This is a genomic window from Ruegeria sp. HKCCD7559, from assembly GCF_013110575.1.
In the GTDB taxonomy this organism is placed as follows: domain Bacteria; phylum Pseudomonadota; class Alphaproteobacteria; order Rhodobacterales; family Rhodobacteraceae; genus Ruegeria.
The window spans coordinates 153,674-171,880 of the sequence record NZ_WVQU01000002.1 but is presented as its reverse complement, the minus strand read 5'-3'; the positions used below and the strand labels follow the sequence as shown (position 1 = coordinate 171,880).

Below are 18,207 nucleotides of genomic sequence, written 5' to 3'. Positions count from 1 at the left end.
CTCAATGCCACACGATCAAGAACCAAAAGGAAGCAGTCTCATTGGCAAGTTGGCCGGTCAACGCTTTGCCTTGGCTCGTATTCTGAATTTGATCAGCCTGTGCATCTTTGCTTTGCGCTTCGAAATACTTGTGTTCGCTCGAATTCTCACAACCTTCCGAGGGTTATGCAACAAAAAATATTGCATTATGACCGAAAGCCCACAAAAGTGGATTTCGAAACCTAGTCGGGTCGTCGGATGTCCAAAACTAAAACGCGCGGCAAAATGTCTGAAAAGAACCACAGCCGGGTAAAGAAATCCGACCGGCGCCAGCAGATATTGCTGGAACTGAAGCTGCGCCCGCACGTTCGCATCAACGAACTGGCGCAGCGGTTCAACGTCTCCACCGAGACGGTACGCAGAGACTTCGATGCTCTGTCGAATGATGGCTTGATAGCGCGGGCACACGGGGGGGCATCGGCCGCCGCGCAAGGGCACTATCCGGGTCTGGATGAGCGAACAAACGCTCAGGTTGAGGAGCGTGAACGAATTGGCGCCACAGCGGCAGAAGTGATCCAGAGCGGTGAAACGGTCATGATCGATTCCGGCTCGACCACAATCGAAATGGCACGTGCACTGGCTTATATTGGCACACCTTGCACCGTAATCACCAATTCCATTCCCGTAGCCATGACCCTTGGCCATGGGGCTGCACAAGTGCTGTTGTGCCCGGGGGAATACTTGGCAACCGAGTCTGCAACGATCGGAACCGAGACGCTGGAGTTTCTGTCCCGTTTCAACGTCGACAGGTGCATGATCGGTTCCTCGGGGTTTTCGACCGATGGACCTTCAGAAACAGTGCGCGGCTTTGCGGCAATAAAGAGGGCAATGCTGTCGCGCGCCGAGAAACGGCACCTTCTTGTTGATTCCGGGAAATTCGGTCGGAAAGGCCTGTCTCAAGTGGGGGATCTTTACGACCTGGATTCAATAATCACCGACAAAAAACCAACAGGAGAATTGCATAACGCCATTGAAAGCGCCCGGGTCGACGTTCTCGTCGCCGGGTAGATATGAAATGACTGATTAACAGCGGATAAAAAGCACCGCACTTGACTGGGAGGAAAACATGAAGATCGATATCAAACTATTGCTTGGGGCATCTGCAATCGCGCTCATGTCGATTAGTGGAACGGCGTCGGCGCAGGATTGTCCACGCGGTGACTTGGACGAGCGTTTTTGTGATGCCGACGGGGATTTGATCGCGGATATCCCCACAGATCCTTCCGAGCAGATAGATCCCGACACTTTGATTTTTGCCTATACGCCGGTTGAAGATCCCGCCGTATACAAAACCGCGTGGTCAGATTTTCTTGACCATTTGAAAGCGGAAACTGGCAAGGACGTCGTCTTTTTCCCTGTTCAAAACAACGCGGCCCAGATCGAGGCGATGCGTTCGGGGCGTTTGCACATTGCAGGCTTCAACACCGGTTCCAACCCACTGGCGGTAAACTGCGCCGGGTTCCGCCCCTTCACGATCATGGCTTCGAAGGACGGAAATTTTGGTTACGAGATGGAGATCATCACCTATCCAGGTTCGGGCATCGAAAAGGTCGAAGACATCAAGGGGAAACAACTGGCTTTCACATCGCCTACATCCAACTCGGGATTCAAAGCGCCCTCGGCGATCCTGAAAAGCGATTTTGATCTTCTGCCCGAACGCGATTTCGAACCTGTCTACTCGGGCAAGCACGACAACTCGATCCTGGGTGTCGCCAACAAGGATTACCTGGCGGCATCCATCGCGAATTCGGTAAAATCCCGGATGATCTCGCGCGATGTGATCAAGGAAGATGATGTCGTTACGATCTACAAGTCGCAGACCTTCCCGACCACAGGGTTTGGCACCGTTTACAACCTGACGCCCGAGTTGCAGGAAAAAATCCGCAATGCGTTTTTTAGTTTCGAATGGGAAGGCACGACACTGGAGGCGGAGTTCTCAAAATCGAACGAAGGCCAATTCCTCGAGATGACCTATCAGGAATTCTGGGACGTCATTCGTAAAATTGACGCGGCAAATGGCGTCTCTTACGCCTGCCAGTAACTTTTGGCTCATCCGGCGGGCCTGAAAGGGCCCGCTGTTCACCCTAATCTGGGGCATTTCATGCTGCGTCTTCAAAAGCTGACGAAAACATACAAGACCGGAGATCAGGCGCTGAAGGCCATCGATCTTGAGGTTCCAAAAGGACAGGTTCTGGCGTTGATCGGGCCCTCGGGCGCGGGCAAATCGACCATGATCCGTTGCATCAACCGCTTGGTTGAACCTTCAAGCGGCGGTGTCCTTCTGGATGAGGTTGACCTGACCAAGCTCGGATCGGGCGCGCTTCGGAAAGCACGCCGCGAAATGGGTATGATCTTTCAGGAATATGCGTTGGTCGAACGCCTCACGGTGATGGAAAACGTATTGTCCGGCAGGCTGGGATACGTGGGATTCTGGCGCAGTTTCCTGCGGCGGTATCCGCAGTCGGATGTGGACGAAGCCTTCCGCTTGCTCGATCGGGTCGGGTTGTTACACATGGCTGACAAGCGGGCAGATGAGCTATCTGGTGGTCAACGCCAAAGGGTGGGCATTTGTCGAGCATTGATTCAAGACCCGAAACTGTTGCTGGTTGATGAGCCAACCGCGTCGCTGGACCCAAAGACCAGCCGTCAAATCATGCGGCTGATCACCGAGTTATGTCAGGAACGCGGATTGGCGGCCATCATCAATATCCATGATGTGGCGCTCGCTCAGATGTTTGTTCCCCGTGTTGTGGGACTCCGATTTGGCGAAATTGTGTATGATGGGCTTCCCACCGGCCTTACCCCTGAGAAGCTGACCGAGATCTATGGGGAAGAGGACTGGGAGGCAACCATCGAAAAAGTGGACGAAGATGAAGATGTCGAGGCCGCAGAATGAGCCATCGAGAATTGGACGACATGCTGAGAAAAGGCTGGCGTAAGCCTGCCTTTGTCAAGAACCCAGTGCTCCGCTGGGCATTGCTCTTTGGATTTCTCGCCTACCTGATCGCAGCCTTTATGACCATCGAAGTCGATTGGGGTCGTGTCTATGAAGGGCTGGATCGCGGTTGGGCGTTTGTGCTTGCATTCACCAGCCCAGACTTTATTTCACGGTGGTCAGATATTTGGAGCGGCCTTCTGGAAAGTATCGTGATGACCGTGGCCGCGTCGGTCGTGGGTATCCTGATATCGATCCCGATCGGGCTGGGGGCTGCCCGTAACATCGCGCCATTGCCAATCTATATGATTTGCCGAGGTATTGTTGCGATAAGCCGGGCATTGCAAGAGATCATCGTTGCCATATTGCTTGTGGCGATCTTCGGCTTTGGCCCGTTGGCCGGATTTCTGACGCTTTCCTTCGCCACCATAGGGTTTCTTTCGAAACTTCTGGCCGAAGATATCGAAGCCATGGACAAGGTTCAGGCCGAGGCGATCAAGGCCTCTGGAGCGCGTTGGCCACAATGGATCAACTATGGAGTTCAGCCGCAAGTGATGCCGCGACTTGTGGGCCTTTCCATGTATCGGATCGACATCAACTTCCGGGAAAGCGCGATCCTCGGGCTTGTGGGGGCTGGTGGAATTGGTGCGACTTTGAACACCGCATTCGACCGCTATGAATACGACACCGCGGCGGCCATTCTCATTCTGATTATCGGCATCGTGATGGCTCTGGAATACCTTTCGGGAATTATTCGAGCGAGGGTTCAATAATGCCGATACTTGAACGCGACGATGCGCAAATCTGGCGTCGCCGGACAACCGGTCAGAGCTTGGTTCGTTGGTTCGGCTGGCTGTTGGGCGTGGCGATCTTTGTTTACTGCTGGCAGCTGATCTCGGAATCGACCACTTGGTTTTTCGTCTGGGACGCGCCCCGCATCGCCAATGATATCTGGACACGGGCAACGCCCCCTAAATGGGAGTACATCACCCAACTGGGCCGCCCGATTTGGGACACGCTAAATATCGCCACATTGGGAACAATCATTGCCCTGTGCATGGCAGTGCCCGTCGCCTTTTTGGCGGCCCGTAACACAACGCCATCGGCCTTGTTCATCCGGCCGATTGCCCTGTTGGTCATTGTCTCGACTCGCTCTATCAACTCGTTGATCTGGGCGCTTCTTCTGATCGCAATTATTGGTCCCGGAGTTTTCGCCGGTGTCATAGCAATCGCCATTCGTTCAATCGGGTTTTGCGCAAAGCTTCTTTACGAAGCGATTGAGGAGATTGATCACACGCAGGTCGAAGCAGTCACGGCAACCGGTGCTTCACGCTGGCAGGTCATGGCCTATGGGATCGTACCGCAAATCCTGCCCGCGTTTGCAGGCATTGCTGTTTTCCGTTGGGATATCAACATCCGCGAATCCACGGTGCTCGGGCTGGTTGGAGCCGGAGGTATCGGGTTGCAATTGTCGGCTTCGCTCAACGTTCTGGCTTGGCCACAAGTCAGCCTGATCCTGATTGTCATTCTCGTCGCGGTTATGATCAGTGAATGGGTTTCGGCGAAAGTACGAGGGGCCATCATTTGACCGGTTTCTCTGTGCAAGAAGCTTTTGACGCCTACGAGGCTGTGCGACATCGCCTGCCGCAAACCAGATCTACCGAATTGAGCTATCGCCAGGCGGACACGCTGGAGGACATGGCTCATGAGTTTGACGTGTTCTTCCTCGATGCTTTCGGGGTTCTCAATATTGGTGATACGGCAATCCCGGATACGCCAGATCGGGTCAGGTCGCTGACAGCCGCCGGCAAACGTGTTCTGGTCGTGTCGAATGCCGCCGGGTTTCCCCACGCAACTCTTATGGAGAAGTACAACAGGCTTGGTTACGATTTTGCACCACAAGACGTGATCACCAGCCGGGCCACGTTGTTGTCTGAACTGAACGGCCAAAGTGATTTGCATTGGGGATTGATGGCGGCCCCCAGTGCCGGCCTTCGCGATCTGGAGGGGCTGAAACTGTCCTACCTGGAGGATGACCCGAAGCCCTACGAAACCGTCGACGGGTTCTTGTTGATCGGGTCAGCGGTTTGGAATGAAGCGCGACAAGCCATGTTGGAGGCCACTTTGCAAGAGCGTCCCCGCCCGGTATTGGTCGGCAACCCTGACATTGTCGCTCCGCGCGAGTACGGTTTTTCCAAGGAACCCGGTCTTTACGCGCACCGGCTGGCAGACCGGACAGGCGTCGCCCCTCAGTTCTTTGGAAAGCCTTTCGCCAATATCTATGATATTGCTTTCCAACGTCTCGGACACATCGACAAGTCCCGGGTTCTGATGGTTGGCGACAGCCTTCACACCGACATACTGGGCGCACGAGAAGCAGGCATAGCTTCCGCACTCATCTCGGGGTACGGTTTCTTCGCAGGGCATGATGTTGAAGCAGCGATCATGAAGGCAGGGATAGCACCGAACTTTGTTTTAAACCGGCCTTGATGTCAGGGCGTTCCGCTTAGATACGTTTTCCTGTTAACTCGAACATCCGGTGAATCTGCGTTGCGAACATGCCGCCGAAGTGCATGAAGCGCCGCGTGTGAACGGCGGCTTTGGAAAACCATCCTCAAAAACTGAGCTCTGAGCTCATGTCCGGCTTGGGCCGCATTCCGACCTGTGCAAAGCCCGCTTTATGCGCATGGCCGTCGTCGGCTTAACGGAGCATGTCTGCCTTGAAAGGCTTCCGGTTCGTCAGATTGCAATGTTCCGTAATCGCGATTGGCATGTTTCGGGCTGGATGGAGAGGTCGGGATTATTGATGCGCCCGCCTCCCCTGCCCCCACCTTTCACCGTCCCACATGTCAGTGTCGTCAGAAAGCAAAGCTTCATACGCTTTGCGCGACCTTGTTCATGGCGAGTTAGCACCACGGTCAACCATTCAGGCAACCGGCCGCAAATATGCGGCTGGCCTTTCGATCTTGCTGATGTCTGCGCAGAATCTCAGATTTGCGCCCATCGAACCGGTGCGGGACATTCAGTCGGTCTCGCCAAAACCTTTCGGTACCGGCAGATCAGGCAGAGTTGCCGCGCGTTTTTGCAAGGCCCGCCCGATGACCACACGGCTGATTTCTGTCGTCCCGTCCACGATCCGCAGCATTTGCGCGAGGCGGGACAAGCGGTCCAGGCCGTAGGGTTGCAACAGCCCTGCACCACCCAGGACCTGCGTACAGGTGTTCGCAGCCTTTACTGCGGCATCTGGCACAAACCGTTTGGCATGAGCGGCCATCAAGGGGCCTTCGGGCGTGCCAAGGGAGTCTGCCGCCTTTCGGTAGAGAAGCTTTGAGGCTTCAAGGTCGGTTGCAACCTCGCCCAGCATCCACTGGATCCCGTCCAGATCAAGGTTCCTGCCGCCAAACATCTTGCGGTTCTTGGAATAGGACAACGCCGTATCCAACGCAGATTGCATCAATCCACAGCATCCTGAGGCAATCGAAACACGGGCAATGTCGATGGCCATGAGCGCGCCTTGAAGACCCTGACCAATGGGTAGGATGATGTTGGTTTCATCGACCACGACCTTGTCCATGTACATTTCGGCCAGGGGCAGGAAGTTGTAGGACGGGGTATCGTAAAGCGGCCCAAAGCTGAGGCCCGGTGCGTCGGCGGGAATGGCGATCATCGCCATGTCCTTGTGGCCGGGTGTGTCGCTGGTCTTGACCACAGTGAAATAGATGTCCGCCTCGGTCGCGAGGCTGACCCATGCCTTCGCGCCGCTGATCGTCCATGTGCCGTCGTCATTGACCACGGCGCGTGAATACATGTTTGTTGCGTCCGATCCGGATTGTGGTTCGGTCAGTGCAAAGTTTGCCAGCTTGCGACCAGATGTCAGGTCCCGCGCCCACTTTTCCTTGAAGGCATCTGTGCCATAACCGCAGCCCGCGAAGGTGCAGATGTTATGCATCGACAGGGCAAAGGCATAGGCACCATCGCCCCGTCCCAGTTGTTCATAGACCTGAATGCCTTGCGCCAGCGGCAAGCCCTGACCGCCAAACTCTTCGGGGGCGTAGAGGCCCGCCAGGCCAGCGGCTCCGGCCTTGTCCGAAGCATCGCGCGGCCACTTCTTCGCGGCGTTCCAGGCATCCACATTGGGCAGGATCACCTGCACGGCGTGGTCGCGTGCGGCTTGGAGTATGGTGTCGAGTTTGTCTGACATTGGCGGATCCTTTCACGACGGTCATTCTCAGATGGCGCCATAACCGGGAAGCCATGGATGAGCGGAATGATGAGTTTTTTGTGGGCAAAACTTCCGAAAAGAAGTTTTTCTACAGCAAGATCTAGCGATCCTGCCCGCTGGGGACCATCTCGTGCAATGACAGATCATTGTCCAAAAGTGACAAATCGGGCGCCCTACATTTGCACCCTGCGGTATGAGCTTGGCGTGCTTCCGGTCCAGCGCTGAAAGGCCCGGTGGAAATTGGCCGCCGACGAAAATCCGACATCATGTGCGATGGCTTCAACGCTTTTGCGCCCCGCCTGAAGATCACGGATAGCGATATCACGCCGCAGGGCATCCTTGATGGCCTGAAACGATGTACCATCAGCATGCAGCCTGCGGATCAGGGTGCGGGGGGTCATGTGCATCGCGGATGCCGTCTGGGTCAGGGTTGCCGCGTCCCATCCCGATTGGACCAGATAGGTGCGCACCCGCAGCGATTGGGTGTGCTCTCGCGAACTGGTGAAGATCCAGTCTCGGGGCGCGTTTTGCAAAAATCTGTCAAGGTCATTTGTGCTGCGCGCCTGCACTGGACCCAACGCATTCGGATCGAACGAAATCGCGGTGGCACCTTGGCCGAACCGTAGCGGTGCCGGAAAGATGACCGCGTAATCCTGATCAAAGTCGGGGCGCTCAAACACGAAATCGACAGCCTTGACCGGAACTTCGTGCCCCGCCAGCCAAGACATGAGCCCGTGGGCAAGTTTAAGTATCAGCATGTGCCCGAACCGCTGAACTTGAGCCGCGCCCCGTGGCTTCAGCGTAAGCACCAACATGTTATCGGCGTCATCCAGATCAAACTGGTAGTCATCCAGCAACAAGTTCCAGAAGGTCGAAAAGCGATAAAGTGCCGATGAAAGAGACGTGGCTTCCCGGACTGTCGTCAAAAGATGTTGCAGGGCTCTCGGCCGGATTGGGCGGCTCCAAAGCCCCATCATCTCATCACCGGTCTCAACTGCGGCAAGTTGATAGAGACACACGATCTGATCCAACGTGACGCGACCATGAGGGTGACGCGTATCCGCGACCAAACCCGACCGGGCGAGAAGCGATGCCATCTGAACCTCGGGACATAGCGTACGCAATGCCGTCAGCCAGTCATCGATAAACTGGCTGGAAACCGTGGAAAGGATCGTTGGCGCGACAGTGGTCATGACGTGCAAGGAGGTATCACCAATTCCGGTCGAGATGAAACACGGCGAATGTAGGTTGCGGATTGGCAATGTCTTCACCAATCAACGCTCCGGTTGAGCTTTTTTCAGTGGGCTGCCGCCCCTGTTCGCCGCACAGGTCATCGAATATTGCTGTGCGGTGGCGGGCAGAGCTTTTGTTTGCATCGGCAAGCAATCTTGCGGATGTATTGGGCGCTCTTTTGGCTCGGGGCGTTCATTGCCCCAAATTCCGGGCTGTAGACGGCCAAAGTTTAATCAGTCGGGCTTTGATAATGAGCAGCTGAGAAGCCGTCACAGGCACCAATTCCAAAACATCGCAAAAATAAATAGCAATTTTTTTGAATACTTTTACCATGTGGTCAAATTAGGGGGCAGATGAATGTTTGACATCATCATCAGAAAGGCCAGCTTGCCGGATGGCCGCGAACCGGTGGATATTGCGATCAACGGCGACCGTGTTGCAGAAATTGCCGCTGACATCATGGGTGAGGCGCGCGAAGAAATTGATGCAACGGGCCGCCTGGTTTCACCTCCGTTCGTCGACCCGCACTTCCATATGGACGCCACCCTTAGCCTCGGGTCGCCACGTATGAATGTTTCGGGCACGCTTTTGGAGGGCATCGCGCTTTGGGGAGAACTGAAGCCCCTTCTGACGCCCGAAGCGGTGATCGAGCGGGCCATGCGATATTGCGATCTGGCCGTGTCGCAGGGATTGCTGGCCATCCGTTCGCATGTGGATGTTTCGTCAACTCCGTTGGTGGGTGTCGAAGCTTTGCTGGAGGTGCGCAAGCTTGTTGCCCCCTATATTGACCTGCAATTGGTGGCATTCCCTCAAGATGGCCTCTATCGATCAGAACATGCCGAAAAGAACCTGATCCGGGCGCTCGATATGGGGGTCGATGTGGTGGGCGGCATCCCGCATTTTGAACGCACGATGTCGGAAGGCGCTCGATCGGTCACGAGGCTGGCCGAGATTGCCGCAGATCGCGACCTGATGCTGGACCTGCACTGTGATGAAAGTGACGATCCGATGTCGCGCCATGTGGAGACCCTCGCCTATGAGACCACACGCCTCGGGCTCGGGGGTCGTGTGACTGCAAGCCACGTCACGGCGATGCATTCATACGACAATTACTATGCCTCGAAGCTTGTTCCGCTGATCGCGGAAAGCGGCATGAACGTCGTACCGAACCCGCTTATCAATATCACGCTGCAAGGCCGCTCGGACACTTATCCGCGCCGCCGTGGCCTGACCCGCGTACCAGAATTGCGTGCAGCAGGTGTGAACGTTTCCTTCGGGCAGGATTGCACCATGGATCCATGGTATTCTCTTGGGTCCGCCGACATGCTGGAAGTGGCCCATATGGGCGTGCATGCGGTGCCGATGACATCCCGCGAAGCGATGGAATGGGCTTTCACATCCGTTACCCAGAACGGTGCCAAGACCATGGGTCTGCCTGACCCGACAATTCGCAAAGGCGGCCCAGCCAATATGGTTGTGCTGCAAGCGCGTGACCCGATTGAAGCTGTTCGTATGAAAGCCACACGTCTTGCCGTCATCAAAAACGGCAAGGTGCTGGCGCGTACCGAACCAAGACTGGCCGCGCTTTCCTTGCCCAGCCGCCCCTCGACCCTGGATCCCGCGGATTACGCGCCCAGGCCCAATATTTAGGAAGCCCAAGAACAAGAATAGTTGCCACCAACAGAAGAGGATACTCCGATGAAACTCACCACTAAACGTCGTCAACTGATGGTCGGCGCCGCGGCCATGCTGGCCCTGCCGGCTTATATCCGCCGCGCCAATGCACAATCTGCAACCCGCGTCGCTGGCGTGCATATGTCTCCGGTCGAAAATGCATGGAACAGCCGGATCCACGTGGCGATGCAGGAAGCCGCCGAGGCTGGCCTGATCGAATATGAGTTTTCAGAGGGTGTGGCTCCGACCGACTATCCCCGTGCGATGCGCGAATACGCCGAAGGCGGCGCGCAAATCATTTGGGGCGAGTCTTACGCGGTGGAACGCGAAGCACGCGAAGTGGCGGGTGATTACCCCGATACCGCGTTTTTGATGGGGTCCTCCGGCGGACCGGAGGGCGACAATTTTGGCGTCTTCGGCACCCGCAACCACGAGGCGGCCTATCTGGCCGGAATGCTTGCCGGCCAAATGTCGGAAAGCAATGTTTTTGGTTCCGTCGGCGGTTATCCGATCCCCGAGGTGAACCTCCTGATCAATGCTTTCCGGATGGGCGTCAGTGAAGTGAACCCTGACGCCACTTTCCTTAACGGTTTCATCGGAGCATGGTTTGATCCGGCTCGCGCGCAGGAAGCCGCGATTGCCCAGATCGACGCGGGCGCGGACATCCTGTTTGGTGAACGCATTGGCACCGCTGACGCCGCTCAGGCGCGCGGCGTGAAGGCCATCGGTTCACTGATAGATTATACACCGCGCTATCCCGGCACGGTCTTTGCCAACGCGATATGGAACTATGGGCCAACCATCGAAGCCATCGTGGCGGATGTTCAGGCCGGCAATCCCACCGGGCGCAATTATACCGAATACTCCTTCATGGCTCATGGCGGCAATGAGCTGATCTATGTCGCCGACGAAGTGCCTGCCGACGCCGTCCCTGCGATGGAGGCCAAACAGGCCGCGATCCAATCCGGCGAATGGGACGTTCCGATCGACGAAAGCGAGCCCTCCTGATCCCGGCGGCTTTGACGTGACCGATGCCACGGCTCTTGCTGCTGCCGTTTCTGCGGGGCAGATCACTGCCACCGATGCGATGGAAGCAAGCCTTTCCGCCTGCCACGCGCAGGCGGATCTGGGCGCCGTGGTGTTCCTGGACGAAGACATGGCCCGCGCCGGCGCGAGGGCGGCAGATGCAGCGCCATCTGATCGACGTGGGCCCTTTCACGGGGTTCCGTTCCTGGTCAAAGACCTCGGCGGTTCCGCCAAGGGACTGCCCGCTGCTGCCGGGTCTGCGGCAATCCGCGCGCAAGGGCGAAAATCCGAAAGTGACAGCTGCCTGTTGCAGGATTTGCGCCAGACCGGCCTGATCCCTTTTGGTGTCTCGGCAACACCGCCATTCGGCCTTTCCCTGACATGCGAACCAGATGGCATGGCTGCGGCCCGCAATCCGTGGAATCCCGCGTTGACGCCCGGTGGCTCATCTGGCGGCGCCGCGGCTGCGGTTGCAGGCGGCATCGTCGCCATTGCTCATGCCACGGATGCGGCCGGATCTATCAGAGTCCCAGCCGCGTGCTGCGGCTTGACCGGGCTCAAGCCGTCTCGTGGTGCGGTGCCCGGGAGCCCTGATTTCGCCAATCACCTAATGGGGATAGCGTCAGAACTGGTTCTGGCGCGGTCCCTACGCGATGTGGAAACCGCCTTTCAAGCCGTAGCCCAGCCCATGGCCCCGGTACATCCGGCGGACCACCCCCGCATTGCATTGGCACTGCCCGAGCGTTGCGGAACTGACCAGTGCAAAGCCGCCAAGGATGCGGCTGACGCTCTGCGCGATGCAGGCTGCGAGGTGCATGACATTTGTACCCCGGACGAGATGGGGGCCGAGGCTCATGCAATTGCCCGAACGATACTGGCTGTTTCGCTGGCCGAGTGGCTCATTGCACTCAGGATATCTGATGACCAGGTTCCACCGCTTGCCGCTGCCATGGCTGCCGAGGGCCGTGCCACATCCGCCACCGCGCTTTTTGCGACCTCAAGACAGCTTGCGCGCCTGACATATCGTGCTCGCAAGATTTTCAGTTCTGTGGATGCTGTCCTGATGCCGGTCCTATCGCTTGCGCCGCCTGTTATCGGCACTTTGGACCTTTCTGGCGCCTCCGCGGATGAACACATGGCGCGGTTGGAGGCCTTTGCCCCAAACGCAGCACTTGCCAATGTCGCGGGCTTGCCGGCTTTGGCATTGCCCTTTGGCATGGCAAGTGGCCTGCCAATCGGTGTGCAACTGATGGGACCACCCGGCTCGGATCTTGCGTTGCTGAAACTTGGCGCTCTGATCGAGGCGCGTGCGCCCGAACTTACCTTTCCGTCTCCAATCGCAGGCCTGCCCACATGAACAAGGTTCTGGAACTTCACGGCATAACAAAGCGTTTTGGAACGCTTACCGCCAATGATGATGTGACCCTGTCATTGGCCCAGGGTGAAATCCTTGCATTGTTGGGTGAAAATGGCGCGGGTAAGACGACGCTGATGAACATCCTGTTCGGCCATTACGCAGCCGACGAAGGCTCTGTCAGGGTCTTTGGCAAAGCGTTGCCTCCGGGTCTACCCCGCGCAGCGATCGAGGTGGGTGTGGGCATGGTACACCAGCACTTTACGCTTGCGGGCAACCTCACGGTTCTTGAAAACGTCATGCTTGGTTCAGAACCCCTGACACGCGCACGGTCCGCACGTGGCGAGGCGCGCGCAAAGTTGTTGCAGATCGCGGATCGGTTTGGTCTGCCCGTGAACCCCGACGACAGGATCAAGTCTCTTTCCGTGGGTGAACGTCAACGCGTCGAAATTCTGAAAGCGCTGTACCGAGACGCGCGCATACTGATCCTGGATGAACCCACGGCCGTTCTGGCCCGGCCCGAAGCAATGCGCCTGTTCGAGACGCTGCGCGACATGACGAAAGAGGGTCTGTCGCTTATCTTCATCAGTCACAAACTGCATGAGGTCATGGCGGCCTCTGACCGTGTGGCCGTTCTTCGTGGCGGCAGGTTGGTCGCGGAACGCAGGACCTCTGAAACCACCCCCGGAGAGTTGGCGGAATTGATGGTTGGCCGCAAAGTGGAACGGCCCGTTCGTCAAGACCACGAGATTGGCGCGCCGGTTCTGGTCGCAAACGATGTGCGCGTGGAAAAAGACGGTGAATTGCGGCTGGATGACGTGTCATTCACCGTCCACGCTGGCGAGATCCTTGGTATCGTCGGCGTATCAGGCAATGGTCAGGCCTCGCTTGGCGGGCTGTTGTCTGGACTGATCCACCCCAACGCAGGGCAGTTGACACTGCTGAACAAGGATATCGGCCATCTGGGCCCGCGCGGCATGATCCAGGCTGGCGCAGGCAGGGTACCGGAAGACCGCCATGCAGAAGGTGTCGTGGGTGATTTGAGCCTGTGGGAAAATGCAGTTCTTGAACGTCTGCGCACACCAGAGTTTTCGCGCCGAGGCTTTGTCCGACAACGCGCTGCCCGAGAATACACCGCAGGGCTTATCGAACGATTTGATATCCGAGGGGCCAGTCCCGACACGCGCACACGGCTGCTGTCTGGCGGCAACATGCAAAAGCTGATCCTGGGGCGAGTCCTGACCAACGGACCGCGTTTCGTGCTCGCCAACCAGCCGACGCGGGGCCTTGATGAAGGGGCAATTGCCGCAGTTCATGCCGAGCTTCTGGCCGCACGGGCCGAGGGTGCTGCGATCCTGCTAATTTCGGAGGAACTGGAAGAAGCCGTAGCTCTTTCAGACCGGATACAGGCCATCGTAAAGGGTCGATTGTCGAAACCGATATCCGCTGATGAGGCTGACCCGCAACGCCTTGGCCTGATGATGGCAGGTGTCTGGAAGGAAGATGATGATGCGGCTTGAACGACGCACATATGTACCGCTGTACCTTGTGGTCATTGCTCCGCTGGCCGCGATCTTTACCGCGTTGTTATTGGCTGCGGGTCTAATCGCAGCGGCAGGTGTGAACCCGCTGACTGCCTATGGTGAAATGCTGACCGGCGCGCTTGGTTCGCGCCTTTCGATCACCGAGATGCTGACCCGCGCCACGCCGCTGATATTTACCGGGCTTGCCGCGGCCGTCGCCTTTCGGGCGCGTCTTTGGAACATCGGCGGCGAGGGGCAGTTCTTCGTCGGCGCGCTGATTACCGCGTGGATCGGGCATTCTCTCGGGGTTTCCGGATGGATCGGGATTCCGATTTTGATGCTGGCGGGCATGGCGGCGGGTGCGGCCCTGTTGGCGGGCCCCGCTTATTTGCGCCTGCGTTTCGGGGTGGATGAGGTGGTGACGACCCTACTGCTCAACTTCATTGTGATCCTTTTCGTCGGCCTCATGATCGAGGGTCCGATGCGCGATCCGATGGCCTTTGGCTGGCCTTCCTCAGTGCCCGTGAGCGGAGAGTACCGCCTGCCGGATCTTATTCCCCGCACACGCCTTCATATCGGGTTGCTTTTTGCCATCGCGGCAGCAGGTGTTGTTTGGCTGATCCTGGCCCGCACGGTTTTTGGTGCTGAAACACGCGCCGCAGGCTTGAACGCCAGTGCCGCCGCCTTTGCCGGAATTTCCCTTCCAAAAACGATCATGGGTGTGGCCCTGCTGTCAGGCGCTTTGGCAGGGCTGGCAGGTTCCGTCGAAGTCATGGGTGTTACAGCCGGGGTCACGACAACCATGAGCCCCGGATTCGGCTATGCCGGCATCGTCGTCGCAATGCTGGCCGCATTGCATCCGGCGGGTGTGGTCGCCGCCGCGGTTTTCGTCGCCACCGTTTTTGTCGGGGCCGATGCCATGAGCCGCGCAACCGGCGTTCCCAGCTTCATTGCCGACGTGATCGTGGCGCTCTGCCTGCTCACCATGATCGTGGCCCTTCTTTTCACAACTTACCGGGTGCGCCGATGAGTGATGCAATTGACCTGCTGCTGAATACCAGCCTCTGGGCGTCCGTGCTGCGCATTGCAACGCCGCTTATTTTCGGAGTCCTCGGCGCGTTGCTCTGTGAACGTTCGGGTGTTCTCAATCTGGGGATCGAGGGGATCATGACCATGGGCGCGATGAGCGGTTGGCTTGCCGTCTACATGGGCGCGCCTTTGCTGGTTGGCCTGATGATAGCGGCACTTTGCGGCGCAATGTTAGGATTGCTGCACGCCATGCTAACGGTCCCGCTTGGATTGTCGCAACATGTCTCGGGGCTTGGCATCACGCTGTTTGCATCCGCGCTGGCCTACTACCTTTACCGGTTGCTTGTCGAAGTGGGCGATCTGCCCCCGACGATAGAACCTTTCCAGCCACTCGATGTTCCGGGCGTTTCCGATATCCCCATTTTGGGTCCGATCCTGTTTTCCCAGGCTCTGCCGACCTACCTCGCTCTGTTTGCGGTGGCTGTGATGGCCTACGTCCTTGCCCGGACACCGCTGGGGCTGGCCATTCGCATGACCGGTGAAAACCCGCACGCGGTTGAGGCGCAGGGGTTGAACCCCATTCGCATTCGCATTGGTGCAGTGGTTGTCGGATCAGCGTTGATGGCAGTGGGTGGCGCGTTCCTGACGACAACGGCGTTCAACAGTTTTTTCCCGGGCATGGTTCAAGGACGCGGGTGGATCTGCATCGCACTGGTTGTGTTCGCAAGTTGGCGGCCTGGCAAGGCGTTGATCGGTGCCGTGCTGTTTGCTTTTTTCGATGCATACCAGTTGCGGCTGCAAACGGCGATTGAAGGCGTGCCATATCAACTCTTCCTGATGGCGCCCTATGTGCTTTCCATCGTCGCGCTCGTTCTCGTCGCCCGCAGGGCCGAAGTGCCTGCCGCACTGATGGCACCCTATCGGCGCGGTGAACGTTAGGATCAGGGTTCACAACCAGTGGATGACTGGTCGTTGCAAGCGCGAAAGGGGCAGGACATACATGAGACGTCGCTTATGGCGGGTTGCGACATTGGTGCCCGTGCCTTTCGTGTTGGGCGGAATATTGCGTCAACACCTTGGGCAAGAAGCCATTGATCGCAATGCAGTACGCCAATAACCGCTGGCAATGACGATTAGAAAAGGCGGCTTCTGACGATGAGAAGCCGCCTTTTGTCTTTCGTTCTGACGTAGTTGCCTAGTTGCCTGCCGACTGCAATCTCCGACGGTCAGCGGCGGTTGCATTTCTCTCAACGACAGTCCGGTTGTATGGGTCTTTCAACTCATAACGGCCAAACTCGATCTCTTCTTTCCAGCCATTGGCATAGTTCACTTCGATATTGTTGCCCTGACGTTCAACTTTCGTCGGGCGGATTCCCGTAGTACCTCCTTGGCCGGACGAGCGCACGTTGTCGATGGAGATACCATCTGCCAATGACCGGAGCCTTGAGACATCGGCGCCTGTCGCCAGCCGTTCTTCCACAGTGCGGTTCTGAGCATTCTTCCTTTCATACCGACCGTTTTCGATTTCTTCCTTGGTTCCATCGGCATAGCGCACTTCGATGCCGTTGGCGTTCGTCTCAACCTTCGTTATGCCGGCAGAGCGCGATGACCCGCCGCCTGACCGGGATTGATCCTTTTTGCCGCTGCCTCGATTTGAACGCTTCGAGTCATCATCGTCGTCATCGTCATCGTCGTCGCGACCACCTTTGCCGGACCCGGAATTGTCGTCCCTATCATCGTCGCGGTCATCGTCCCTGTCGTCGTCGCGATCACCACCGCGACCACTGTTGCCCGACCCCGAGTTGTCGTCCCGTTCGCCGCCACGATCATCCCCCCGGTCGTCATCGCCTCCATCTCCGTCTTTTCCGCTGCCACTTTTGGCAAAGGCATAGGCTGGTTCAAGGTGCAGGCGACCTTCCGCGTCAAACTTCGGCACGTAAGGCGTCGCGGCAATCAACGAAGCCAGTGCTGCTGTGCTGAGAAGCTGGCCCAGTTTTCCTTGAAGTTTCATTTTTTCGCCTCCGGTTCTGTTCGACCCAACTCATGGTGTCGGTGACAGGTTATCCGGGGCTTTGCTTCCCGACATCGGGCTTAGGTCTGATGAATTGCGGGCCGAACGTCCCCGCCAAAACCACGACTTCGGTCGTAGTCGATTGCACCAAGTGGTTTAAGAAACCTGGTTCGGTTGTGCTCCGTTACCCTTCAGCTCGTCATCGGGTTCGAGATGAATGACAAAAACAGAACCCGGATAAAGACGTTCCAATGCGTGTTCGATTTCATTGCAGATGTCATGGGCTGCGCTGACCGGCATTGCGCCGTCCACAACAAGGTGAAACTCGACGAAGATGACATTCGCGGATCTGCGCCCCTTGAGGTCGTGATATTCCAGCGCAGCGCCCAGATTGTTTTCAATGGTGCTGGAAACAACCTGCAAGTCATGTTCAGAAAGGCTCACATCCATCAGGCCGTCAACGGACGCACGAATGACTTTCCAACCTTCCCACAGGATGTTCAGCGCGACCAGAATTGCAAGGATCGGGTCAAGGACAAGCCAGCCGGTGACAAGTGCAAGTGTGAGCCCCGCGATGACACCAACTGACGTCATGACATCTGTAAAAATGTGCCGCGAGCTTGCCTCCAATGCAGGTGAACCTTCGCGCCTGCCGACTTTAAGCAACAGGTAGGCCCATGCGCCATTCACGCCCGTTGCAATGACATTGACGGCGATTCCAAGAAAAGGCGCATCCTCAAGATGTGGATTGGGAAGGTCCAGCACGGCCTCTCTGATGATCAAGAACGCCGCCAACACAATCAATGCGCCCTCGACGACAGCGGAAAGATACTCGGCTTTCTTGTGGCCAAAAGGGTGGTTTTCATCAGGGGGCTTGTTTGCGACCCGAACCGCAAAATAAGCCAGCAGGGCCGCTGCGACGTTGACGGTGGATTCCATCGCGTCCGACAACAACGCCACCGAACCTGTCAGCCACCAGGCCAGCAGCTTCAGGGCCAGTACCGCCAGGGATATCGGAATGGACCAAAGCGCGATCTTTTGTGTCATTTGGCCACGACCCTCAATCAATCCTGAACAGAAACGCGGGCGTGTGCTGCGTTCCGGTGCCCAGAACGTAAAACAGGAGTTTGGCGAAAAGGGAATAGGCCTTGCGGCTTCGTG

16 protein-coding genes are annotated in these 18,207 nt (G+C 57.3%); 12 read left to right on the top strand and 4 right to left on the bottom strand.

What is annotated here, in order from left to right:
- Nucleotides 1-237 precede the first annotated feature (237 nt).
- The 6 genes from GS605_RS08995 to GS605_RS08970 are packed head-to-tail and all read left to right on the top strand — an operon-like array spanning nucleotide 238 to nucleotide 5,464.
- A complete protein-coding gene (locus GS605_RS08995) occupies nucleotides 238-1,047 on the top strand; it encodes a DeoR/GlpR family DNA-binding transcription regulator (RefSeq protein ID WP_171723757.1) in 810 nt (269 codons plus the stop codon).
- A gap of 58 nt (nucleotides 1,048-1,105) precedes the next feature.
- Complete coding sequence (gene phnD, locus GS605_RS08990) at nucleotides 1,106-2,080, top strand: phosphate/phosphite/phosphonate ABC transporter substrate-binding protein (RefSeq protein WP_171636055.1); 975 nt, start codon at nucleotides 1,106-1,108, stop codon at nucleotides 2,078-2,080.
- A 60-nt stretch (nucleotides 2,081-2,140) separates the two neighbouring features.
- Complete coding sequence (gene phnC, locus GS605_RS08985) at nucleotides 2,141-2,935, top strand: phosphonate ABC transporter ATP-binding protein (protein WP_171723756.1); 795 nt, start codon at nucleotides 2,141-2,143, stop codon at nucleotides 2,933-2,935.
- A complete protein-coding gene (gene phnE / locus GS605_RS08980; protein WP_171723755.1) occupies nucleotides 2,932-3,747 on the top strand; it encodes a phosphonate ABC transporter, permease protein PhnE in 816 nt (271 codons plus the stop codon). The genes phnC and phnE (GS605_RS08980) overlap by 4 nt, the downstream gene beginning before the upstream one ends.
- The gene (phnE, locus tag GS605_RS08975; RefSeq protein ID WP_171723754.1) at nucleotides 3,747-4,562 is read left to right on the top strand and encodes a phosphonate ABC transporter, permease protein PhnE; all 816 of its coding nucleotides are present in this window, start codon (nucleotides 3,747-3,749) and stop codon (nucleotides 4,560-4,562) included. Before phnE (GS605_RS08980) ends, phnE (GS605_RS08975) begins: the two co-directional genes overlap by 1 nt.
- Complete coding sequence (locus GS605_RS08970) at nucleotides 4,559-5,464, top strand: HAD-IIA family hydrolase (RefSeq protein ID WP_253283272.1); 906 nt, start codon at nucleotides 4,559-4,561, stop codon at nucleotides 5,462-5,464. Before phnE (GS605_RS08975) ends, GS605_RS08970 begins: the two co-directional genes overlap by 4 nt.
- 532 nt (nucleotides 5,465-5,996) lie before the next feature.
- Here the strand turns inward: GS605_RS08970 and GS605_RS08965 are convergent.
- Together GS605_RS08965 and GS605_RS08960 are read right to left on the bottom strand one after the other, a co-directional pair.
- Complete coding sequence (locus tag GS605_RS08965; RefSeq protein WP_171723752.1) at nucleotides 5,997-7,175, bottom strand: acyl-CoA dehydrogenase family protein; 1,179 nt, start codon at nucleotides 7,173-7,175, stop codon at nucleotides 5,997-5,999.
- A gap of 194 nt (nucleotides 7,176-7,369) precedes the next feature.
- A complete protein-coding gene (locus GS605_RS08960; RefSeq protein ID WP_171723939.1) occupies nucleotides 7,370-8,389 on the bottom strand; it encodes an AraC family transcriptional regulator in 1,020 nt (339 codons plus the stop codon).
- Nucleotides 8,390-8,786: 397 nt separating this feature from the next.
- Here GS605_RS08960 and GS605_RS08955 point away from each other — a divergent pair, with 397 nt between their 5' ends.
- The 6 genes from GS605_RS08955 to GS605_RS08930 are packed head-to-tail and all read left to right on the top strand — an operon-like array spanning nucleotide 8,787 to nucleotide 15,974.
- Entirely contained in the window at nucleotides 8,787-10,079 is a 1,293-nt protein-coding gene (locus GS605_RS08955) for an amidohydrolase family protein (RefSeq protein WP_171723751.1), read from the top strand.
- A gap of 48 nt (nucleotides 10,080-10,127) precedes the next feature.
- Nucleotides 10,128-11,111: a BMP family protein gene (locus GS605_RS08950; RefSeq protein ID WP_171723750.1), complete on the top strand. Its 984-nt coding sequence runs from the start codon at nucleotides 10,128-10,130 to the stop codon at nucleotides 11,109-11,111.
- A gap of 16 nt (nucleotides 11,112-11,127) precedes the next feature.
- Nucleotides 11,128-12,486: an amidase gene (locus GS605_RS08945; protein ID WP_171723749.1), complete on the top strand. Its 1,359-nt coding sequence runs from the start codon at nucleotides 11,128-11,130 to the stop codon at nucleotides 12,484-12,486.
- Nucleotides 12,483-14,003, top strand: coding sequence for an ABC transporter ATP-binding protein (locus tag GS605_RS08940; protein WP_171723748.1), 1,521 nt, complete (start codon nucleotides 12,483-12,485; stop codon nucleotides 14,001-14,003). The genes GS605_RS08945 and GS605_RS08940 overlap by 4 nt, the downstream gene beginning before the upstream one ends.
- Nucleotides 13,993-15,036 (top strand): ABC transporter permease, encoded by a 1,044-nt coding sequence (locus GS605_RS08935; RefSeq protein ID WP_171636039.1) that lies wholly within the window; start codon nucleotides 13,993-13,995, stop codon nucleotides 15,034-15,036. The genes GS605_RS08940 and GS605_RS08935 overlap by 11 nt, the downstream gene beginning before the upstream one ends.
- On the top strand, nucleotides 15,033-15,974 hold the full coding sequence (locus GS605_RS08930) for an ABC transporter permease (protein ID WP_171119292.1): 942 nt from the start codon (nucleotides 15,033-15,035) through the stop codon (nucleotides 15,972-15,974). The genes GS605_RS08935 and GS605_RS08930 overlap by 4 nt, the downstream gene beginning before the upstream one ends.
- Before the next feature lie 256 nt (nucleotides 15,975-16,230).
- Here the strand turns inward: GS605_RS08930 and GS605_RS20940 are convergent, their stop codons facing one another.
- A complete protein-coding gene (locus GS605_RS20940) occupies nucleotides 16,231-17,046 on the bottom strand; it encodes a hypothetical protein (RefSeq protein ID WP_216600144.1) in 816 nt (271 codons plus the stop codon).
- A gap of 156 nt (nucleotides 17,047-17,202) precedes the next feature.
- Complete coding sequence (locus GS605_RS08920; RefSeq protein ID WP_216600143.1) at nucleotides 17,203-18,093, bottom strand: cation diffusion facilitator family transporter; 891 nt, start codon at nucleotides 18,091-18,093, stop codon at nucleotides 17,203-17,205.
- Nucleotides 18,094-18,207 lie beyond the last annotated feature (114 nt).

Coding starts and splice junctions, on each gene's coding strand:
- GS605_RS08950 (WP_171723750.1), top strand. CDS start 10,128: ATGAAACTCACCACTAAACGTCGTCAACTGATGGTCGGCGCCGCGGCC.
- GS605_RS08920 (WP_216600143.1), bottom strand. CDS start 18,093: ATGACACAAAAGATCGCGCTTTGGTCCATTCCGATATCCCTGGCGGTA.
- phnC (WP_171723756.1), top strand. CDS start 2,141: ATGCTGCGTCTTCAAAAGCTGACGAAAACATACAAGACCGGAGATCAG.
- GS605_RS08965 (WP_171723752.1), bottom strand. CDS start 7,175: ATGTCAGACAAACTCGACACCATACTCCAAGCCGCACGCGACCACGCC.
- phnE (WP_171723754.1), top strand. CDS start 3,747: ATGCCGATACTTGAACGCGACGATGCGCAAATCTGGCGTCGCCGGACA.
- phnE (WP_171723755.1), top strand. CDS start 2,932: ATGAGCCATCGAGAATTGGACGACATGCTGAGAAAAGGCTGGCGTAAG.
- GS605_RS08995 (WP_171723757.1), top strand. CDS start 238: ATGTCCAAAACTAAAACGCGCGGCAAAATGTCTGAAAAGAACCACAGC.
- GS605_RS08940 (WP_171723748.1), top strand. CDS start 12,483: ATGAACAAGGTTCTGGAACTTCACGGCATAACAAAGCGTTTTGGAACG.
- GS605_RS20940 (WP_216600144.1), bottom strand. CDS start 17,046: ATGAAACTTCAAGGAAAACTGGGCCAGCTTCTCAGCACAGCAGCACTG.
- GS605_RS08960 (WP_171723939.1), bottom strand. CDS start 8,389: ATGACCACTGTCGCGCCAACGATCCTTTCCACGGTTTCCAGCCAGTTT.
- GS605_RS08935 (WP_171636039.1), top strand. CDS start 13,993: ATGCGGCTTGAACGACGCACATATGTACCGCTGTACCTTGTGGTCATT.
- GS605_RS08955 (WP_171723751.1), top strand. CDS start 8,787: ATGTTTGACATCATCATCAGAAAGGCCAGCTTGCCGGATGGCCGCGAA.
- phnD (WP_171636055.1), top strand. CDS start 1,106: ATGAAGATCGATATCAAACTATTGCTTGGGGCATCTGCAATCGCGCTC.
- GS605_RS08930 (WP_171119292.1), top strand. CDS start 15,033: ATGAGTGATGCAATTGACCTGCTGCTGAATACCAGCCTCTGGGCGTCC.